Source organism: Hylemonella sp. GW821-FHT10B10 (genome assembly GCF_059415585.1).
The window spans coordinates 32,852-48,698 of sequence record NZ_JBWKNN010000004.1 but is presented as its reverse complement, the minus strand read 5'-3'; the positions used below and the strand labels follow the sequence as shown (position 1 = coordinate 48,698).

Sequence of the window (15,847 nt, the reverse complement as noted above, 5' to 3'; positions counted from 1 at the left end):
TGCTGGGGAAGGGCCCGTCCTACAATGGGCCCATGATTTCACGCGAACCCACCCTCGAACGTCTGGCGATTGCCCGCGAACTCCTGCTCACGCCTTTCGGCCTGGACGAGTCGCACCTGTTGCGCGCCCTGTCCGAGATCCGTGCGCACAAGGTGGACGACGCCGATCTCTACTTCCAGTACACACGCAGCGAAGGCTGGAGCCTGGAAGAGGGCATCGTCAAGACCGGTTCCTTCAGCATCGACCAGGGTGTGGGCGTGCGCGCCGTCAGTGGCGAGAAAACCGCCTTCGCCTATTCCGACGACATTTCCGAGGCCTCCCTGCTGGACGCGGCCCGCACCGTGCGCACCATCGCCAATGCTGGCCAGTCGGCCCGAGTGAAGGCGGCGGCCCAGAAGATTGCGGGCTCGCGCTCGCTCTACCCGGGCACAGATCCCATCGCCACCCTGGACAGCACGGCCAAAGTGGCTCTGCTGGAAAAAGTGGAGAAGCTGGCCCGTGCCAAGGACCCACGCGTGGCGCAGGTCATGGCCGGCCTGGCCGGCGAATACGACGTGGTGCTGGTGGCCCGTGCCGACGGCACACTGGCCGCCGATGTGCGCCCCCTGGTTCGTTTGAGCGTGACCGTGATCGCCGAACAGGGCGGCCGGCGCGAGATGGGTTCCTCCGGCGGCGGAGGCCGCTTCGGCCTAGCCTATTTCGACGACGCCATGATCCGCCAGTACGTGGATGAGGCGGTCAATGCCGCGCTGACCAACCTCGAGTCGCGCCCCGCTCCGGCGGGTGACATGACCGTGGTGCTCGGCCCGGGCTGGCCCGGCGTGCTGCTGCACGAGGCCATTGGCCACGGCCTGGAGGGTGATTTCAACCGCAAGGGTTCCAGCGCCTTTGCCGGCCGCATTGGCCAGCGTGTGGCTGCCAAGGGCGTGACCGTGCTGGACGACGGCACCATCGCCGACCGGCGCGGTTCGCTCAATGTGGACGACGAGGGCAACCCGACCCAGCGCAATGTGCTGATCGAGGACGGCATCCTCAAGGGCTACATCCAGGATTCCCTGAACGCCCGCCTGATGAAGACCGGCCCCACCGGCAACGGCCGGCGCGAGAGCTACGCCCACATCCCGATGCCGCGCATGACCAACACCTATATGCTAGGCGGCGACAAGGCACCGGAAGAGATCGTGGCCAGCATCGAGCGTGGCCTGTATGCGCCTAATTTCGGTGGTGGCCAGGTCGACATCACCTCGGGCAAGTTCGTGTTCTCGGCCAGCGAGGCTTACTGGGTCGAGAACGGCAAGATCCTCTACCCGGTCAAGGGCGCGACCCTGGTGGGCAACGGCCCAGATGCCCTGACCCGCGTGACCATGATCGGCAACGACATGCGCCTGGACAGCGGCGTGGGCACCTGCGGCAAGGAAGGCCAGAGCGTGCCGGTCGGTGTGGGCCAGCCCACCTTGCGCATCGATGGCCTGACGGTCGGGGGCACGGCCTGAGGGCCGGGCGCGGCAGGCAGCGCTTTTTTCTGTGCTATATTGAATCCATGGTTTCGACCCGTTCCTATTTTTTTGGCTACTTTTGGTTCTCACACGCCGCCGGCGAGAGAGAGTTCTGAGCGTACCCAGTAGAAACGTCAAGAATTCCAAAACCGCCGGCCCAGCCGGCGGTTTTTTTTTGTCCGTCCACCCATTCAAGCCCAACTCCAGGAGTAACACGATGACTGCTCAAACCCCCGCGACCGGCGCCGACGCCTGGTATGCGTATCCCGGTGACAAGACCAGCCGCACCGACGATCAACGCATCAAGGACATCACCGTGTTGCCTCCGCCCGAACACCTCATCCGCTTTTTCCCCATCAGCGGCACGCCCGTGGAGAGCCTGATCTCCCACACGCGTCACGCCATTCACAACATCATGGCCGGCAAGGACGACCGCCTGCTGGTCATCATCGGCCCCTGTTCCATCCATGACCCGGCCGCTGCGGTGGAATATGCGCGGCGCCTGAAGGAGCAACGCGAGAAGTACAAGGACACGCTGGAGATCGTGATGCGTGTGTACTTCGAGAAGCCGCGTACCACCGTGGGCTGGAAAGGCCTGATCAACGACCCCTACCTCGATGAGAGCTATCGCATCGACGAGGGCTTGCGCATCGCGCGTCAGCTGCTGATCGAGATCAATCGCCTGGGCCTGCCCGCTGGCAGCGAGTTCCTGGACGTGATCTCGCCGCAGTACATCGGCGACCTGATCGCCTGGGGCGCCATCGGCGCGCGCACAACGGAAAGCCAGGTGCACCGAGAACTGGCCTCGGGCCTCTCGGCGCCCATCGGTTTCAAGAATGGGACCGACGGCAATATCCGCATCGCTACCGACGCCATCCAGGCAGCAGCGCGTGGCCACCACTTCCTGTCGGTGCACAAGAACGGCAAGGTTGCCATCGTGCAGACCAATGGTAACAAGGACTGCCACGTCATCCTGCGCGGCGGCAAGGCACCCAACTATGACGCGGCCAGCGTGGCGGCGTCCTGCAAGGAGCTGGAAGCCGCCAAGCTGCCCGCCACATTGATGGTGGATTGCAGCCACGCCAACAGCAGCAAGCAGCACGAGAAGCAGCTTGAGGTGGCGCGCGACATCGCAGGCCAGGTCTCGAGCGGTTCACGTTCCATCTTCGGCGTCATGCTCGAAAGCCACCTGATCGCTGGTGCCCAGAAATTCACACCGGGCAAGGATGACGCCAGCAAGCTGGAATACGGCAAGAGCATCACCGACGCCTGCCTGGGCTGGGACGATTCCATCCAGGCCCTGCAGGTCCTGTCTGATGCGGTCAAGGCCCGGCGCTCACGCTGAACGCCGCGATGGCTCGATATGCTACGTTTTTTGTAGTGCATCGAGCAGTTTTTGGTGGATGCCACCAAAACCGCCGTTGCTCATGCAAAGCAGGTGATCACCCGGCCGGGCCGAGGCCATCACCTGTTGGACCAGTTCATCAATGCTGTCAGCCACCTGCGCACGCGCACCCATGAGGGCCAGGGCCTCGCGCGCGTCCCAGCCCAGGCCACCGCTGTGGCAGAAGGCCAGGTCGGCGTCCTCCAGGCTCCAGGGTAACTGGGCCTTCATGGTGCCGAGCTTCATGGTGTTGCTGCGCGGCTCGAAGATGGCCAGGATGCGGGCCTGGGCCCCGACCTTGCGACGCAGGCCGTCCAGTGTGGTGCGGATGGCCGTGGGGTGGTGGGCAAAGTCGTCGTAGACGGTGATGTCGTGGACGGTGCCGCGCACTTCCATGCGGCGCTTCACGTTCTGGAAATCGGCCAGTGCACGCGCAGCCACCTCGGGTGCAACACCCACATGCTCGGCGGCGGCGATGGCCGCCAGTGCGTTGAGCTGGTTGTGCACGCCGGTCAGTTTCCACTGTACGCGTGCCACGGCTTTCCCTTGCTGCAGCACCTCGAAGTCATGCGGTTCGCCGCGTGCGCTGTAGTCGCTGACGGTCGCACCGAAGCTGCGCACCTCGCTCCAGCAACCGGTATGCAGCACACGTGCCAGGCTTTCCTCTAATCCGTTGACCACGATCCGGCCCGTGCCGGGCACGGTACGCACCAGGTGGTGGAACTGGCGTTCGATGGCGGCCAGGTCGTCGAAGATATCGGCGTGGTCGAACTCGAGGTTGTTGAGCACGGCAGTGCGGGGCCGGTAGTGCACGAACTTGCTGCGCTTGTCGAAGAAGGCTGTGTCGTATTCGTCTGCCTCGATCACGAACAGGGGGCGTTGGCCAGTTGCGGCAGGAGCACCGAGCCGAGCCGAGACGCCGAAATTCATGGGCACGCCACCCACCAGGAAGCCCGGCTGCTTGCCGGCGGCCTCCAGGATCCAGGCCAGTATGGAGGTGGTGGTGGTCTTGCCGTGGGTGCCGGCGACGGCCAGCACGTGACGACCTTGCAGCACGTGCTCGGCCAGCCATTGTGGCCCGCTGGTGTAGGAGGCACCCGCTTCCAGGATGGCCTCCATCAGCGGGAATTTCGGACTGCCGTCGGCCGTACGCGCGCGGCTGACGACATTGCCGACCACGTACATATCAGGCTTCAAGTCCATCTGTTCGGCGCTGAAGCCCTCGATCAGATCAATGCCCAGAGCACGCAGCTGGTCGCTCATGGGCGGGTAAACGCCGGCGTCGCAACCGGTGACCTTGTGGCCCGCTTCACGGGCGAGGGCGGCCAGTCCTCCCATGAAGGTGCCGCAGATGCCGAGGATATGAATATGCATCGGGCGATTCTAGGTGCAGCCTCCGAGGCTCTTGTGGCCGGCAGGAGCAGAATGGCGGCCGTGAATACGCAGGAAATTGCCGCCGCGGCGGCCCAGATGGTGGTGGAAGAGGGGCTGGAGTACGGCCCGGCCAAACGGCGTGCCCTGCGCCAGCTTGGCCTGCCACCGCGCACCCCCTTGCCGGGCAACGACGAGGTTGAAGATGCGGTGCGCGAGTACATCGCGGTCTTCTGCGCCGATACCCAGCCGACCGAACTGCTGGCGCTGCGTCGCCTGGCCTTGCTCTGGATGGAGCGGTTGGAGCGTTTCCGGCCGCATCTGAGCGGAGCCGTTTGGCACGGCACGGCCACGCGCCTGTCAGATATCTATCTCCAGCTGTTCTGCGAGGACGAAAAATCGGCCGAGATCGAACTGATTGACCAGAAAGTAGCCTATGAGCCGCGCACTGTGACGGGCCTGCACCGCGAGCCGGTTGAGGCCTTGAGCTTCCATGCCCCTTGCCGCGAGTTGGGCGAGACGGTCGGGGTACATTTGATGATCCACGATTTGGACGACTTGCGTGGCGCCCTGCTGCGTGACAACAAGAATCGGACACCGCGCGGTGATATGGCGGCCGTACGTCGTCTTTTGGGCGAAGTAAACAAGCATTGAGGTTTTTTTGGAACAAGATAGTAACAAGGCCCCTGGTCGTCGGCGCACCCTGTATGCCATGGTTGCAGCCGCGGCGGGGTTGGCCGGTGCTGGAGTGGCCTGGTGGCGTTACACGCCGGCTACGCCTGATCCAGCCTTGGCGCAGGAATTCTGGGGCCTGGAATTCGACACGCCTGGTGGCACACGGCTGGCGTTGGCCAGCTTGCGCGGACGGCCCTTGATGCTCAATTTCTGGGCCACCTGGTGCCCGCCCTGCATTGATGAGCTGCCTTTATTGAATGCCTTTTTCCGGGAAAACAACGCCAAAGGTTGGCAAATTCTCGGAATTGCCGTGGACAAACTGGCGCCGGTGCAGACCTTCCTGGCTCGCCAGCCTCTGGATTTTCCAGTGGTTCTGGCAGGTATGGATGGCCTGGCACTGAGCAAAACCCTGGGTAATCAGGTTGGTGGGTTGCCCTTCACGGTGCTGGTCGGGACGGATGGAAACATCCTGAATCGCAAGATAGGCAAGCTTTCAGAGCGCGATCTGGCGCTTTGGCGTGAACTGAAATAGCGCTCTCAAGATCGCTTATGATGGCGCCCGGCCATGAGCGGGCGTATCGCGTTCACCGTAGATGGCTGGAAATTGCTACCAATTGTTCTAAATTGGAGCCATATGGAATAACGACGTTGGAGATCCCATGGATTTGCGAAAACTCAAGACCCTGATCGATCTGGTGTCTGATTCGAACGTGTCGGAGCTGGAAATCACCGAGGCTGAAGGCAAGGTGCGCATCGTCAAGGGCGGTCCCGCCATGGTCCAGGCCTATCAGATGCCGGTCGCAGCGCCTGCTCCCGTGGCCGCGGCGGCGCCTGCAGCCGCTCCGGCAGCGGTGCCCGCCCCGGTGGCCGCTCCGGCAGCCAGTGGCCATGTCGTCAAGTCGCCCATGGTCGGTACTTTCTACCGCTCTGCCTCTCCCGGCGCCAAGGCGTTTGTGGAAGTGGGCCAGACGGTCAAGGAGGGCGAGACCGTCTGCATCATCGAGGCCATGAAGATCCTCAACGAGATCGAGACCGACAAGGCCGGCACCGTGACGCAGATCCTCTGCGAGAACGGCCAGGCTGTGGAATACGGACAGCCCCTGTTCATCATCGAATAAGGCTGCCACCCATGTTCAAGAAGATTCTGGTGGCCAATCGGGGGGAAATTGCCCTCCGGATCCAGCGCGCTTGTCGCGAGCTGGGTATCAAGGCGGTGATGGTCTATTCCGAAGCCGATCGCGAAGCCAAGTACGTCAAGCTGGCCGAAGAGGCCGTCTGCATCGGCCCGGCGCCTTCGGCCCAGAGCTACCTCAGCATGCCGGCCATCATCTCGGCCGCCGAGGTGACGGATGCCGAGGCGATCCACCCTGGTTATGGCTTCCTCAGCGAGAACGCCGACTTTGCCGAGCGTGTGGAGCAAAGCGGCTTCCAGTTCATCGGTCCGACACCGGAGTCCATCCGCATCATGGGCGACAAGGTTTCGGCTAAGCAGGCCATGATCAAGGCCGGCGTGCCCTGCGTGCCGGGCTCCGAGGGCGAGCTGCCCGACGATCCGACCCAGATCAAGCGCATCGCCAAGAGCGTGGGCTACCCGGTCATCATCAAGGCCGCCGGCGGCGGCGGCGGGCGCGGCATGCGTGTGGTGCACACCGAAGCGGCGCTGGTCAACGCAGTGCAGATGACCAAGGCCGAGGCCGGCGCGGCCTTCAACAATCCGGCCGTCTACATGGAGAAGTTCCTGGAGAACCCGCGCCATGTGGAGATCCAGATCCTGGCCGATAAGCACAAGAACGCCGTCTACCTGGGGGAGCGCGACTGCTCCATGCAGCGGCGCCACCAGAAGATCATCGAGGAAGCGCCCGCTCCGGGCATTCCGCGCAAGCTGATCGAGAAAGTGGGCGAGCGCTGCGTGGCCGCCTGCAAGAAGATCGGCTACCGTGGTGCGGGCACCTTCGAGTTTCTTTATGAGAACGGCGAGTTCTACTTCATCGAGATGAACACGCGTGTGCAGGTTGAGCACCCGGTGACCGAGATGATCACGGGTGTGGACATCGTCAAGACCCAGATCATGGTTGCCGCCGGCGAGAAGCTGCCCTTCACGCAGAAGGACATCGTGATCCGCGGCCACGCGATCGAGTGTCGAATCAACGCCGAAGACCCCTACAAGTTCACGCCCTCGCCAGGTCGCATCACCATGTGGCACGCACCGGGTGGTCCGGGCGTGCGCGTGGATTCGCACGTCTACACCAACTACTTCGTCCCGCCGAACTATGATTCCATGGTCGGCAAGATCATCGTGCACGGCGATACGCGTGAGCAGGCCATGGCCCGCATGAGCACCGCTTTGGGCGAGACCCTGGTCGAGGGCATCAGCACCAACATCCCCTTGCACCGCGAGCTGATGGCCGATGCCAAGTTCATGACGGGTGGCACCAACATCCATTACCTCGAAGAGTGGATGCGGCACCACAAGAGATGACCCCCTGAGGCGCTGACGCGCCTTCCCCCTGAAAGGGGGCGCTCCCAGCGGCCCGGCGAAGCCGGTTCCACGGGAGCCCGCGGATTGAACCCCTGGGCACCTTATGTACGAACTCCGTTTGCTCTGTCCGCAAGACCGCGTCGAGGTCCTGGGCGATGCGCTGGATGCGCTGGATGCCCTGAGTGTCAGCGTCGAGGATGCCGATGCCCAGACCGAGGCCGAGCAGGCGCTTTTCGGCGAACCTGGCATGCCACCACCAGCCGATGGCTGGCAGCGTTCACGTGTGCTGGCCTTGTTCCCCACCCGTGCCGCCGCCGAAGAAGCAGCGCTATTGTTGCAGGCCCAGGACTTCTTCACTGATTGCCGCATGCTGGGTGTGGCCGAGGTGCCCGAGCAGGACTGGGTGCGTCTGACGCAATCGCAGTTCGCGCCGGTGGAGATCACCCCCGATTTCTGGATCGTACCGACCTGGCACGAGCCCCCTGCGCAGGCCCAGACCATCATCCGGCTCGATCCGGGCCTGGCCTTCGGTACTGGCACCCACCCGACGACCCGCATGTGCCTGCGCTGGATCGCGCGCCATGCCCAGGACCGTGATGGCGGGCTGGGTCGTGTGCTGGACTATGGGTGCGGTTCGGGCATCCTGGCCATCGGCGCGGCCAAGTTCGGTGCCCGCGACATAGACGCCGTGGACATCGACGAGGCGGCCGTGGCCTCCACGCGCCTCAATGCCGAAGCCAACGGCGTGACACTCAATGCCGGCCTGCCCGAGCTGGCGCAAGGCCAATACCAGACCGTGTTGGCCAATATCCTCGCCACGCCGCTCAAGGTGCTGGCGCCCCTGCTGTGTTCGCGCGTGCGATCCGCAGGCGGTGCCCTGGTGCTGGCGGGCATCCTGGAGCGCCAGGCCCAGGAACTTCAGCAGGCCTATGCACCCTATGCGGCCCTGCAGGTGGCCGATGCCGAGGACGGCTGGATCCTGATGACCGCCACCCTCTAGAGGCCGCGGACGGGCTCTGAGATTCCGGGTTCCGGGCTCTACAATGGGCCACCCATGAGCCTGATCACACGTTGCCCTGCCTGCCGGACGATGTTCAAGGTCGTTCCAGACCAGCTGCGCATCTCCGAGGGCTGGGTCCGTTGCGGCAAGTGCGAGGAGATCTTTGACGCCTCGGCCCATATGCAGCAGGAGGTGGTGGTGCCTGCTAGCGACACGCCGGCCCAGGACGTCGCCCCTTTCGAAGGGGCCCTGGCTGCCGCCATGGCGGCCGATACCCGCAAGGCTGACAAGAAGACGGGGAAAAAAGCTGCGCCCAAGACGCCCCAGCCCGTCGTCAGCGACGTGGATCTGGAACTGCATGAGTCCCATGCCGATACGGTGATCGAACCGAGGGGCTCCGATGCCACGCTCTTGCCCGAGGGGGCGGCCTATGGCGCGGAGGGCCGCGCCGACCCCGTGTTCGAGACCGAGACGGAACCCGCACCGCGGGCCGCGGCGACGGCCGAACTGTCCTTCATGCGCACCGCCCGGCGGCCTTCACGTTGGCACAGGCCGCTGGTGCGTGCCACCCTGCTGGTGATCTGTCTGCTGCTGGTCCTGGGGTTGGCGCTGCAGCTGCTGGTGCAGGAGCGAGACCGCCTGGCCGTCGTTGAGCCGGGGCTCAAGCCACTGATCGAGGAGGTCTGTCTGTTGCTGGACTGCCAGATCGAGCCGCTGCGGGATATCGAGTCGGTGGTGATCGACAGTTCGGCCTTCAGCAAAATCAAGGGTGACCTGTACCGCCTCAGCGTGACCCTCAAGAACAATGCTCCCGTCGATCTGGCCATGCCGGCCATCGAGCTGGCCCTGACCGACACACTGGACCATGCGCTCATGCGGCGTGTCTTCCAGCCTGAGGAGCTTGGCGTCAAGTCGGGTGTGATCGCGGCTGCATCCGAGACCCAGACCACCCTGGTGTTGACCATCAAGACCAACGGCAGCGGCGAGCGCGTCGCCGGCTACCGCCTGCTTGCCTTTTACCCCTGAACCTTCAAGAAAACTCCATGGCTACTCTCATCTGCGGCTCCCTGGCCTTCGACACCATCATGAACTTCGAGGGCCGCTTCGCCGAGCAGATCCTGCCCGACCAGCTGCACATCCTCAATGTGTCCTTTCTCGTGCCCACCTTGCGCCGTGACTTCGGCGGCTGCGCCGGCAATATCGCTTATGCCCTCAAGGCGCTGGGCGGCGCACCCCTGCCCATGGCGACGGTGGGCAATGATGGCGCTGGTTACGTGCAGCGCCTGCGCGAGTTGGGCATCGACACACGTCACGTCAAAGAGATCACCGAGACCTACACAGCCCAGGCCTTGATCATGACGGACCGCGACAACAACCAGATCACGGCGTTCCATCCCGGCGCCATGATGCAGGCGCATGTCACCCGCATCGAGCGCCATCCTGATGTGAAGCTCGGCATCATCTCGCCCGACGGCCGCGACGCCATGCTGCAGCACGCCGAGCAGTTCAAGGCCGCTGACATTCCCTTTGTCTTCGATCCGGGCCAGGGCCTGCCCATGTTCGATGGCAAGGACCTGGCGCACTTTGTTGATCTCGCCAGCTGGGTCACAGTGAACGACTACGAGGGCAAGATGCTGTGCGAGCGCACGGGCTGGAGCCCCGCCGAGATCTCTCGCAAGGTGCGGGGCCTGGTCATCACGCTGGGCCATGAAGGCAGCGAAGTCTGGGTCGAGGGCCACAAGACTCTGGTGCCGCCGGTACCGGCGGCAGCCGTGGTCGACCCCACGGGGTGTGGCGACGCCTACCGCGGTGGCCTGCTCTACGGCTTGGAGCGTGGCTGGTCGCTCGCCAAGGCCGCCGAACTCGGCAACCGCATGGGCTCGCACAAGATCGCGCACCGCGGCCCACAGAACTACACTGTCTCGCCTCAGGCTTTCGGCGCCTGAGGGCGGGCTCAGGCCTCAGGCAGGGGTTTCAGGCCCTGCCAGCGGGCCTGTCCGACATAAGCGGCACCCACGCACAGCTGCTTGCGCCTGGCACTGGCACCACGCACCAGCTCTACCGCCGATTTCGGGATGCCCAGTGTCTTGGCCAACCAGGCTTGCAGAGCCAGATTGGCCTTGCCATCCACGGGCGGCGCATGCAGGCGCAAGCGCAGGGCGCCGTCATGCAGGCCGTGGGCCTGCGTCTTCGCCGCATTGGGCATCACGTGCACGTCGATCAATACGCTGCCGTCGTTCTGTGTGTGCAGGAAGGGCAGGGCGGGCAGGAGGGTGCTCATCAGGGTTTCAGGCGTGCAATGAAAAAGCCCGCTGCCTTTGCAGGCAACGGGCTTGAGGCCTCAGCAGTCTTAAGGACGGCTGGCCGTGGGGAAGGGCCATGCGGCCTGCGGGTTCAGAGTCGTCTGAGCCACAGGAGCCGCGGGGGCCGGGGCAGCAGCAGGCTTCGCAGCGGCCTTTTTCTTCGCAGGCTTTTTCGCAGCCTTCTTGGCAGCAGGCTTTTTCGCAGCCGGCTTCTTGGCAGCCTTCTTGGCTACCTTCTTTTTCGCAGCCTTCTTGGCGGCGGGCTTCTTGGCAGCAGCCTTTTTGGCTGCCGGCTTCTTCGCTGCGGACTTCTTCGCAGCCGGCTTCTTAGCCGCGGCCTTCTTGGCCGGAGCCTTCTTGGCAGCGGCCTTCTTGGCCGGAGCCTTCTTCGCTGCAGCTTTACGGGCCGGAGCCTTCTTTGCTGCTACCTTCTTCTTCGCGGGGGCCTTTTTAGCCGCTTTTTTTGCAGTTGCCATTACTAATTCTCCTTGATCAAGTTACAAAGAGCACTTCATGCGTGTTGGATGCACGAAGCGATTCATGAGGCTGGGGCGGACCCCAACGCCATGAACGGGGTGACACAGGCTGGCGCCGCTCTCTGCGGAGCGGTAGACAGTCTGTGTGATTCTGGTAGCCATAGATTGATTTTTCAGTCCCAGGACAGCGCGCCACCGGACTGGTACTCGATGACGCGGGTTTCGAAGAAGTTGCGTTCCTTCTTCAGGTCGATCATCTCGCTCATCCAGGGGAAGGGATTTTCTTCATTGGGGAACAGGGCCTCCAGGCCGATCTGCGTGGCACGCCGGTTGGCGATGTAACGCAGGTAGCCCTTGAACATGGATGCATTCATGCCCAGCACGCCGCGCGGCATGGTGTCCTCGGCGTAGCGGTATTCGAGCTCGACGGCCTTCTCGAACAGGGTCTTGATCTCGGCCTTGAACTCAGGCGTCCACAACTGCGGGTTCTCCAGCTTGATCGTGTTGATCAGGTCGATGCCGAAGTTGCAGTGCATGGACTCGTCGCGCAGGATGTACTGGTACTGCTCGGCGGCACCGGTCATCTTGTTCTGGCGGCCCAAGGCCAGGATCTGGGTGAAGCCGACGTAGAAGAACAGGCCTTCCATCAGGCAGGCAAAGACGATCAGGCTCTTGAGCAGCGTCTGGTCGGTTTCCAGCGTGCCGGTGTGGAAGTTGGGGTCCATGATCGCGTTGATGAACGGGAGCAGGAACTCGTCCTTGTCGCGGATGGACTGGACTTCCAGGTAGGCGTTGAATATCTCGGACTCATCCAGGCCCAGCGATTCCACGATGTACTGGTAGGCGTGGGTGTGGATGGCCTCTTCAAAGGCCTGGCGCAGCAGGAACTGGCGGCATTCAGGGGCCGTGATGTGGCGGTAGGTGCCCAGCACGATGTTGTTGGCGGCCAGCGAGTCGGCGGTCACGAAGAAGCCGAGGTTGCGCTTGACGATGCGGCGCTCGTCCTCGGTCAGACCGTTCGGGTCTTTCCACAGGGCGATGTCGCGGTTCATGTTCACTTCCTGCGGCATCCAGTGGTTGGCGCAGGTGGCCAGATACTTTTCCCAGGCCCATTTGTACTTGAAGGGCACCAGCTGGTTGACGTCGGTCTGGCCGTTGATGATGCGTTTGTCGGCGGCCTTGATGCGATGCGTGGCGGCCGCCGCCGCGCTGACGGCAGGAGCGGCAGCGACCGGCGCTGCCGTGTGCTGCGCGGTACGCAGCTGAGGCGTTTGCAAGGGAAGCTCAGTCGGGCGACTGCTGGTGGCAGCGCCGGCATAAGACATTGACGATGTGGGCTTGACTTCTTCGTCCCAGGACAACATAAGAGGTTCCAATCAGCGGATTATGAGAGCGACGACGTGAAATGGAAAGTATTCATTCACATCGCCGCTTATTTTTGTTGCTCAATAACATCGCAAGCATGAAGCTGCCGCGACAGTCCGGTGTGATCACTGGCAGGCTTCGCAGCCCGGGTCGTCGATCGCGCAGAACTTGATGTCGGTCGCTGCCGTGGCCATCTGTGCTTGCGCTGCAGCCGCTGCTGCTTCAAGCGCGCTCATGCCGCCGCTCGCTGCGCCGCCGGAGGAGACCGCATTGAGACGGCCGGCTGTCACGGTGGACTTCTCGGCATGCGTGGCCGACATCGTGCGCAGGTAGTAGGTGGTCTTGAGGCCGCGCAGCCAGGCCAGCTTGTAGGTATCGTCCAGCTTCTTGCCGGAAGCGCCGGCCATGTAGATGTTGAGCGACTGGGCCTGGTCGATCCACTTCTGGCGACGAGCCGCTGCCTCCACCAGCCAGAGCGTTTCGACTTCGAAGGCTGTGGCGTACAGGGCCTTGACCTCCTGCGGCACGCGGTCGATCGGGGCCAGCGAGCCGTCGAAATGCTTGAGGTCCATGACCATCACGTCGTCCCACAGGCCCAGACGCTTGAGGTCGCGTACCAGGTAGCTGTTGATCACGGTGAACTCGCCCGACAGGTTGGACTTGACCGAGAGGTTGCCGAAGCAGGGCTCGATCGAGGCGTCCACACCGATGATGTTGGAGATCGTCGCGGTCGGTGCGATGGCCACGCAGTTGGAGTTGCGCATGCCGTCACGGGCGATCTTCTTGCGAAGGGCTTCCCAGTCCAGGGTGGCGGAGCGGTCCACTTCCACATAACCACCGCGGGCCTGGGTCAGCAGGTCCAGGGTGTCCAGCGGCAGGATGCCCTGATCCCACAGCGAGCCCTTGTAGCTGGAGTACTGGCCGCGCTCGCGGGCCAGTTCGGTCGAGGCCCAGTAGGCGTGGTAGCAGACGGCTTCCATGGACTGGTCGGCGAATTCCACAGCGGCCTGGCTGGCGTAGGGGATGCGCAGTTCGTACAGCGCGTCCTGGAAACCCATGATGCCCAGGCCCACGGGGCGGTGGCGCAGGTTGGAGTCACGCGCCTTCTTGACAGCGTAGTAGTTGATGTCGATCACGTTGTCCAGCATGCGCATGGCGGTGGACACGGTCTTCTTCAGCTTCTCCTGGTCAATGGCACCGTTCTTCAGGTGCTGGCGCAGGTTGACCGAGCCCAGGTTGCAGACGGCGGTTTCGGTATCGCTGGTGTTGAGCGTGATTTCCGTGCACAGGTTGGAGGAGTGGACCACGCCGGCATGCTGCTGGGGCGAGCGCACATTGCAGGCGTCCTTGAAGGTGATCCAGGGGTGGCCAGTCTCGAACAGCATCGAGAGCATCTTGCGCCAAAGGTCGGTGGCCGGCACCGTCTTGCTGGGCTTGATCTCGCCACGCTTGGCTTTTTCTTCGTAGACCACATAGGCCTTCTCAAAGGCGGTGCCGAACAGGTCGTGCAGGTCCGGCACGTCGGAGGGCGAGAACAGGGTCCACTCGCCCTTTTCCATCACGCGGCGCATGAAGAGGTCGGGGATCCAGTTGGCCGTGTTCATGTCGTGCGTACGGCGGCGGTCGTCGCCGGTGTTCTTGCGCAGTTCCAGGAACTCTTCGATGTCCAGGTGCCAGGTTTCCAGGTAGGTGCAGACCGCGCCCTTGCGCTTGCCGCCCTGGTTCACCGCCACGGCCGTGTCGTTGACCACCTTGAGGAAAGGCACGACGCCCTGCGACTCGCCGTTGGTGCCCTTGATATGGGAACCCAGGGCGCGCACGCGAGTCCAGTCGTTGCCCAGGCCGCCGGCAAACTTGGACAGCAGGGCGTTTTCCTTGATGGATTCGTAGATGCCGTCCAGGTCGTCCGGCACCGTGGTCAGGTAGCAGCTGGAGAGCTGCGAGCGCAGGGTGCCCGCATTGAACAGCGTGGGCGTGGAGGACATGAAGTCGAAGGAGGACAGTACTTCATAGAACTCGATGGCACGCGCCTCGCGGTCGATCTCGCCCAGCGAGAGGCCCATGGCCACGCGCATGAAGAAGGCTTGCGGCAGCTCGATACGGCTCTTGCGCACGTGCAGGAAATAGCGGTCGTACAGGGTCTGCAGGCCCAGGTAGTCGAATTGCAGGTCGCGATCGGCCTTGAGCGCGGCGCCCAGGCGCTTGAGGTCGAACTGCAGCATGTCCGGGTTCAGCAGCTCGTTGTCCACGCCCTTCTTGATGAAGTCGGGGAAATAGTCGGCATAGGCCTGGCCCATGCCGGCTTGGGGCACGTCACGGCCCAGCACTTCGCGGGCGATGGTGTGGAACAGCAGGCGCGCGGTGGCGTAGGTGTAGTCCGGGTCTTTTTCGATCAGGGTACGGGCGGCCAGGATGGAGGCCTTGTAGACCTCGTCGATCGGCACGCCGTCGTACAGATTGCGCATGGTCTCAGCCATGATGGGATCGGGCTTGATGTCAGCGCCCAGTCCGGCGCAGGCATTCTCGATCAGTTGCTGCAAGCGGCCCAGGTCCAGCGCAACGCGCTGGTTGCCATCGAGCACGTGCAGCAAAGGGGCTTTCGGCGTAGCCTGGGCGGATTGCTGCGCGCGCTCCTGGGTGCGGCGCTCGCGGTAGAGCACGTAGGCGCGGGCGATCTCGTGGTGGCCGCCGCGCATCAGACCCAGTTCGACCTGGTCTTGCACGTCTTCTATATGGAAGGTGCCGCCGCCCGGGCGCGAGCGCATGAGCGCGCGCACCACGTTCTGCGTCAGGGCATCCACCACCTCGCGCACGCTGGCGGAGGCCGCCCCCTGGGTGCCGTGCACGGCCAGGAAGGCTTTCATCATGGCCACGGCGATCTTGCTCGGCTCGAAGGGCACGACGGCGCCATTGCGGCGGATGATCTGGTAATTATTGAGTGGCGTGGCGGCCGTGTTTTCCTGGGTTTGCATGGTCAGGACACCGGTGTGCAGGGCGGGGGTGGCGGGGTTCAAGGCTGTTTGCATTATTTCCTCGTCGTCAGCAAATCTGTTGTTGGTTCTGTTCGGCTTTTGGTCCGGCTTGCGGGTGCATTTCGCAGGGTGTGCGTTGCAGCAGAAAACACTATATATGGGGTCAACTGCGATTACAAGCCACTACCGGTAGTGTAGCGCCGCCGATACGTTTCCCTCGACAAGGTGCATAAAAAAGTACGCCGGGCATGCCATTGCTTGCAGCGAAGAGAACCGTAGCGCAGCCCTTGAAAGGCGTGCACATGCGCATGAAAAACAAGAACGCA

At 63.4% G+C, this 15,847-nt stretch carries 14 protein-coding genes; 9 read left to right on the top strand and 5 right to left on the bottom strand.

The annotated features are described in order from the left end of the window. Positions 1–32 precede the first annotated feature (32 nt). Both tldD and AC07NT_RS15995 read left to right on the top strand, forming a co-directional pair. Positions 33–1,493 carry a metalloprotease TldD gene (gene tldD / locus AC07NT_RS16000; RefSeq protein ID WP_498600142.1) on the top strand — a complete coding sequence of 487 codons (1,461 nt, stop codon included), beginning with the start codon at positions 33–35 and terminating at the stop codon, positions 1,491–1,493. Between the two features lie 220 nt (positions 1,494–1,713). Then, positions 1,714–2,841 (top strand): 3-deoxy-7-phosphoheptulonate synthase, encoded by a 1,128-nt coding sequence (locus tag AC07NT_RS15995; RefSeq protein WP_498600144.1) that lies wholly within the window; start codon positions 1,714–1,716, stop codon positions 2,839–2,841. A 21-nt stretch (positions 2,842–2,862) separates the two neighbouring features. Here AC07NT_RS15995 and mpl read toward each other — a convergent pair whose 3' ends face one another. Then, on the bottom strand, positions 2,863–4,254 hold the full coding sequence (gene mpl, locus AC07NT_RS15990) for a UDP-N-acetylmuramate:L-alanyl-gamma-D-glutamyl-meso-diaminopimelate ligase (RefSeq protein WP_498600146.1): 1,392 nt from the start codon (positions 4,252–4,254) through the stop codon (positions 2,863–2,865). Between the two features lie 96 nt (positions 4,255–4,350). On the opposite strand from mpl, the gene AC07NT_RS15985 reads away from it, so the two are divergent. From AC07NT_RS15985 to AC07NT_RS15955, 7 genes are all read left to right on the top strand, one after another. Further along, entirely contained in the window at positions 4,351–4,905 is a 555-nt protein-coding gene (locus AC07NT_RS15985; protein ID WP_498600214.1) for a hypothetical protein, read from the top strand. 7 nt (positions 4,906–4,912) lie between these two features. Beyond that, entirely contained in the window at positions 4,913–5,458 is a 546-nt protein-coding gene (locus tag AC07NT_RS15980) for a TlpA family protein disulfide reductase (protein WP_498600148.1), read from the top strand. Between the two features lie 127 nt (positions 5,459–5,585). Continuing rightward, positions 5,586–6,044 (top strand): acetyl-CoA carboxylase biotin carboxyl carrier protein, encoded by a 459-nt coding sequence (gene accB, locus AC07NT_RS15975; RefSeq protein WP_498600149.1) that lies wholly within the window; start codon positions 5,586–5,588, stop codon positions 6,042–6,044. An 11-nt stretch (positions 6,045–6,055) separates the two neighbouring features. Continuing rightward, the gene (gene accC, locus AC07NT_RS15970) at positions 6,056–7,405 is read left to right on the top strand and encodes an acetyl-CoA carboxylase biotin carboxylase subunit (protein WP_498600150.1); all 1,350 of its coding nucleotides are present in this window, start codon (positions 6,056–6,058) and stop codon (positions 7,403–7,405) included. A 103-nt stretch (positions 7,406–7,508) separates the two neighbouring features. Next, entirely contained in the window at positions 7,509–8,405 is an 897-nt protein-coding gene (gene prmA / locus AC07NT_RS15965; RefSeq protein ID WP_498600151.1) for a 50S ribosomal protein L11 methyltransferase, read from the top strand. 54 nt (positions 8,406–8,459) lie between these two features. Beyond that, complete coding sequence (locus AC07NT_RS15960; protein ID WP_498600153.1) at positions 8,460–9,431, top strand: DUF3426 domain-containing protein; 972 nt, start codon at positions 8,460–8,462, stop codon at positions 9,429–9,431. A 17-nt stretch (positions 9,432–9,448) separates the two neighbouring features. Further along, positions 9,449–10,351, top strand: coding sequence for a carbohydrate kinase family protein (locus AC07NT_RS15955; RefSeq protein ID WP_498600155.1), 903 nt, complete (start codon positions 9,449–9,451; stop codon positions 10,349–10,351). 8 nt (positions 10,352–10,359) lie between these two features. Here AC07NT_RS15955 and AC07NT_RS15950 read toward each other — a convergent pair whose 3' ends face one another. From AC07NT_RS15950 to AC07NT_RS15935, 4 genes are all read right to left on the bottom strand, one after another. Then, a complete protein-coding gene (locus tag AC07NT_RS15950) occupies positions 10,360–10,686 on the bottom strand; it encodes a DUF167 domain-containing protein (RefSeq protein ID WP_498600156.1) in 327 nt (108 codons plus the stop codon). A 69-nt stretch (positions 10,687–10,755) separates the two neighbouring features. Beyond that, positions 10,756–11,184 carry a histone H1-like DNA-binding protein gene (locus AC07NT_RS15945; protein WP_498600158.1) on the bottom strand — a complete coding sequence of 143 codons (429 nt, stop codon included), beginning with the start codon at positions 11,182–11,184 and terminating at the stop codon, positions 10,756–10,758. A gap of 173 nt (positions 11,185–11,357) precedes the next feature. After that, positions 11,358–12,548: a ribonucleotide-diphosphate reductase subunit beta gene (locus AC07NT_RS15940; protein ID WP_498600160.1), complete on the bottom strand. Its 1,191-nt coding sequence runs from the start codon at positions 12,546–12,548 to the stop codon at positions 11,358–11,360. A gap of 126 nt (positions 12,549–12,674) precedes the next feature. Next, complete coding sequence (locus AC07NT_RS15935) at positions 12,675–15,575, bottom strand: ribonucleoside-diphosphate reductase subunit alpha (protein WP_498600162.1); 2,901 nt, start codon at positions 15,573–15,575, stop codon at positions 12,675–12,677. Positions 15,576–15,847 lie beyond the last annotated feature (272 nt).

Coding starts and splice junctions, on each gene's coding strand:
- tldD (WP_498600142.1), top strand. CDS start 33: ATGATTTCACGCGAACCCACCCTCGAACGTCTGGCGATTGCCCGCGAA.
- AC07NT_RS15995 (WP_498600144.1), top strand. CDS start 1,714: ATGACTGCTCAAACCCCCGCGACCGGCGCCGACGCCTGGTATGCGTAT.
- mpl (WP_498600146.1), bottom strand. CDS start 4,254: ATGCATATTCATATCCTCGGCATCTGCGGCACCTTCATGGGAGGACTG.
- AC07NT_RS15985 (WP_498600214.1), top strand. CDS start 4,351: ATGGTGGTGGAAGAGGGGCTGGAGTACGGCCCGGCCAAACGGCGTGCC.
- accB (WP_498600149.1), top strand. CDS start 5,586: ATGGATTTGCGAAAACTCAAGACCCTGATCGATCTGGTGTCTGATTCG.
- accC (WP_498600150.1), top strand. CDS start 6,056: ATGTTCAAGAAGATTCTGGTGGCCAATCGGGGGGAAATTGCCCTCCGG.
- prmA (WP_498600151.1), top strand. CDS start 7,509: ATGTACGAACTCCGTTTGCTCTGTCCGCAAGACCGCGTCGAGGTCCTG.
- AC07NT_RS15960 (WP_498600153.1), top strand. CDS start 8,460: ATGAGCCTGATCACACGTTGCCCTGCCTGCCGGACGATGTTCAAGGTC.
- AC07NT_RS15955 (WP_498600155.1), top strand. CDS start 9,449: ATGGCTACTCTCATCTGCGGCTCCCTGGCCTTCGACACCATCATGAAC.
- AC07NT_RS15950 (WP_498600156.1), bottom strand. CDS start 10,686: ATGAGCACCCTCCTGCCCGCCCTGCCCTTCCTGCACACACAGAACGAC.
- AC07NT_RS15945 (WP_498600158.1), bottom strand. CDS start 11,184: ATGGCAACTGCAAAAAAAGCGGCTAAAAAGGCCCCCGCGAAGAAGAAG.
- AC07NT_RS15940 (WP_498600160.1), bottom strand. CDS start 12,548: ATGTTGTCCTGGGACGAAGAAGTCAAGCCCACATCGTCAATGTCTTAT.
- AC07NT_RS15935 (WP_498600162.1), bottom strand. CDS start 15,575: ATGCAAACAGCCTTGAACCCCGCCACCCCCGCCCTGCACACCGGTGTC.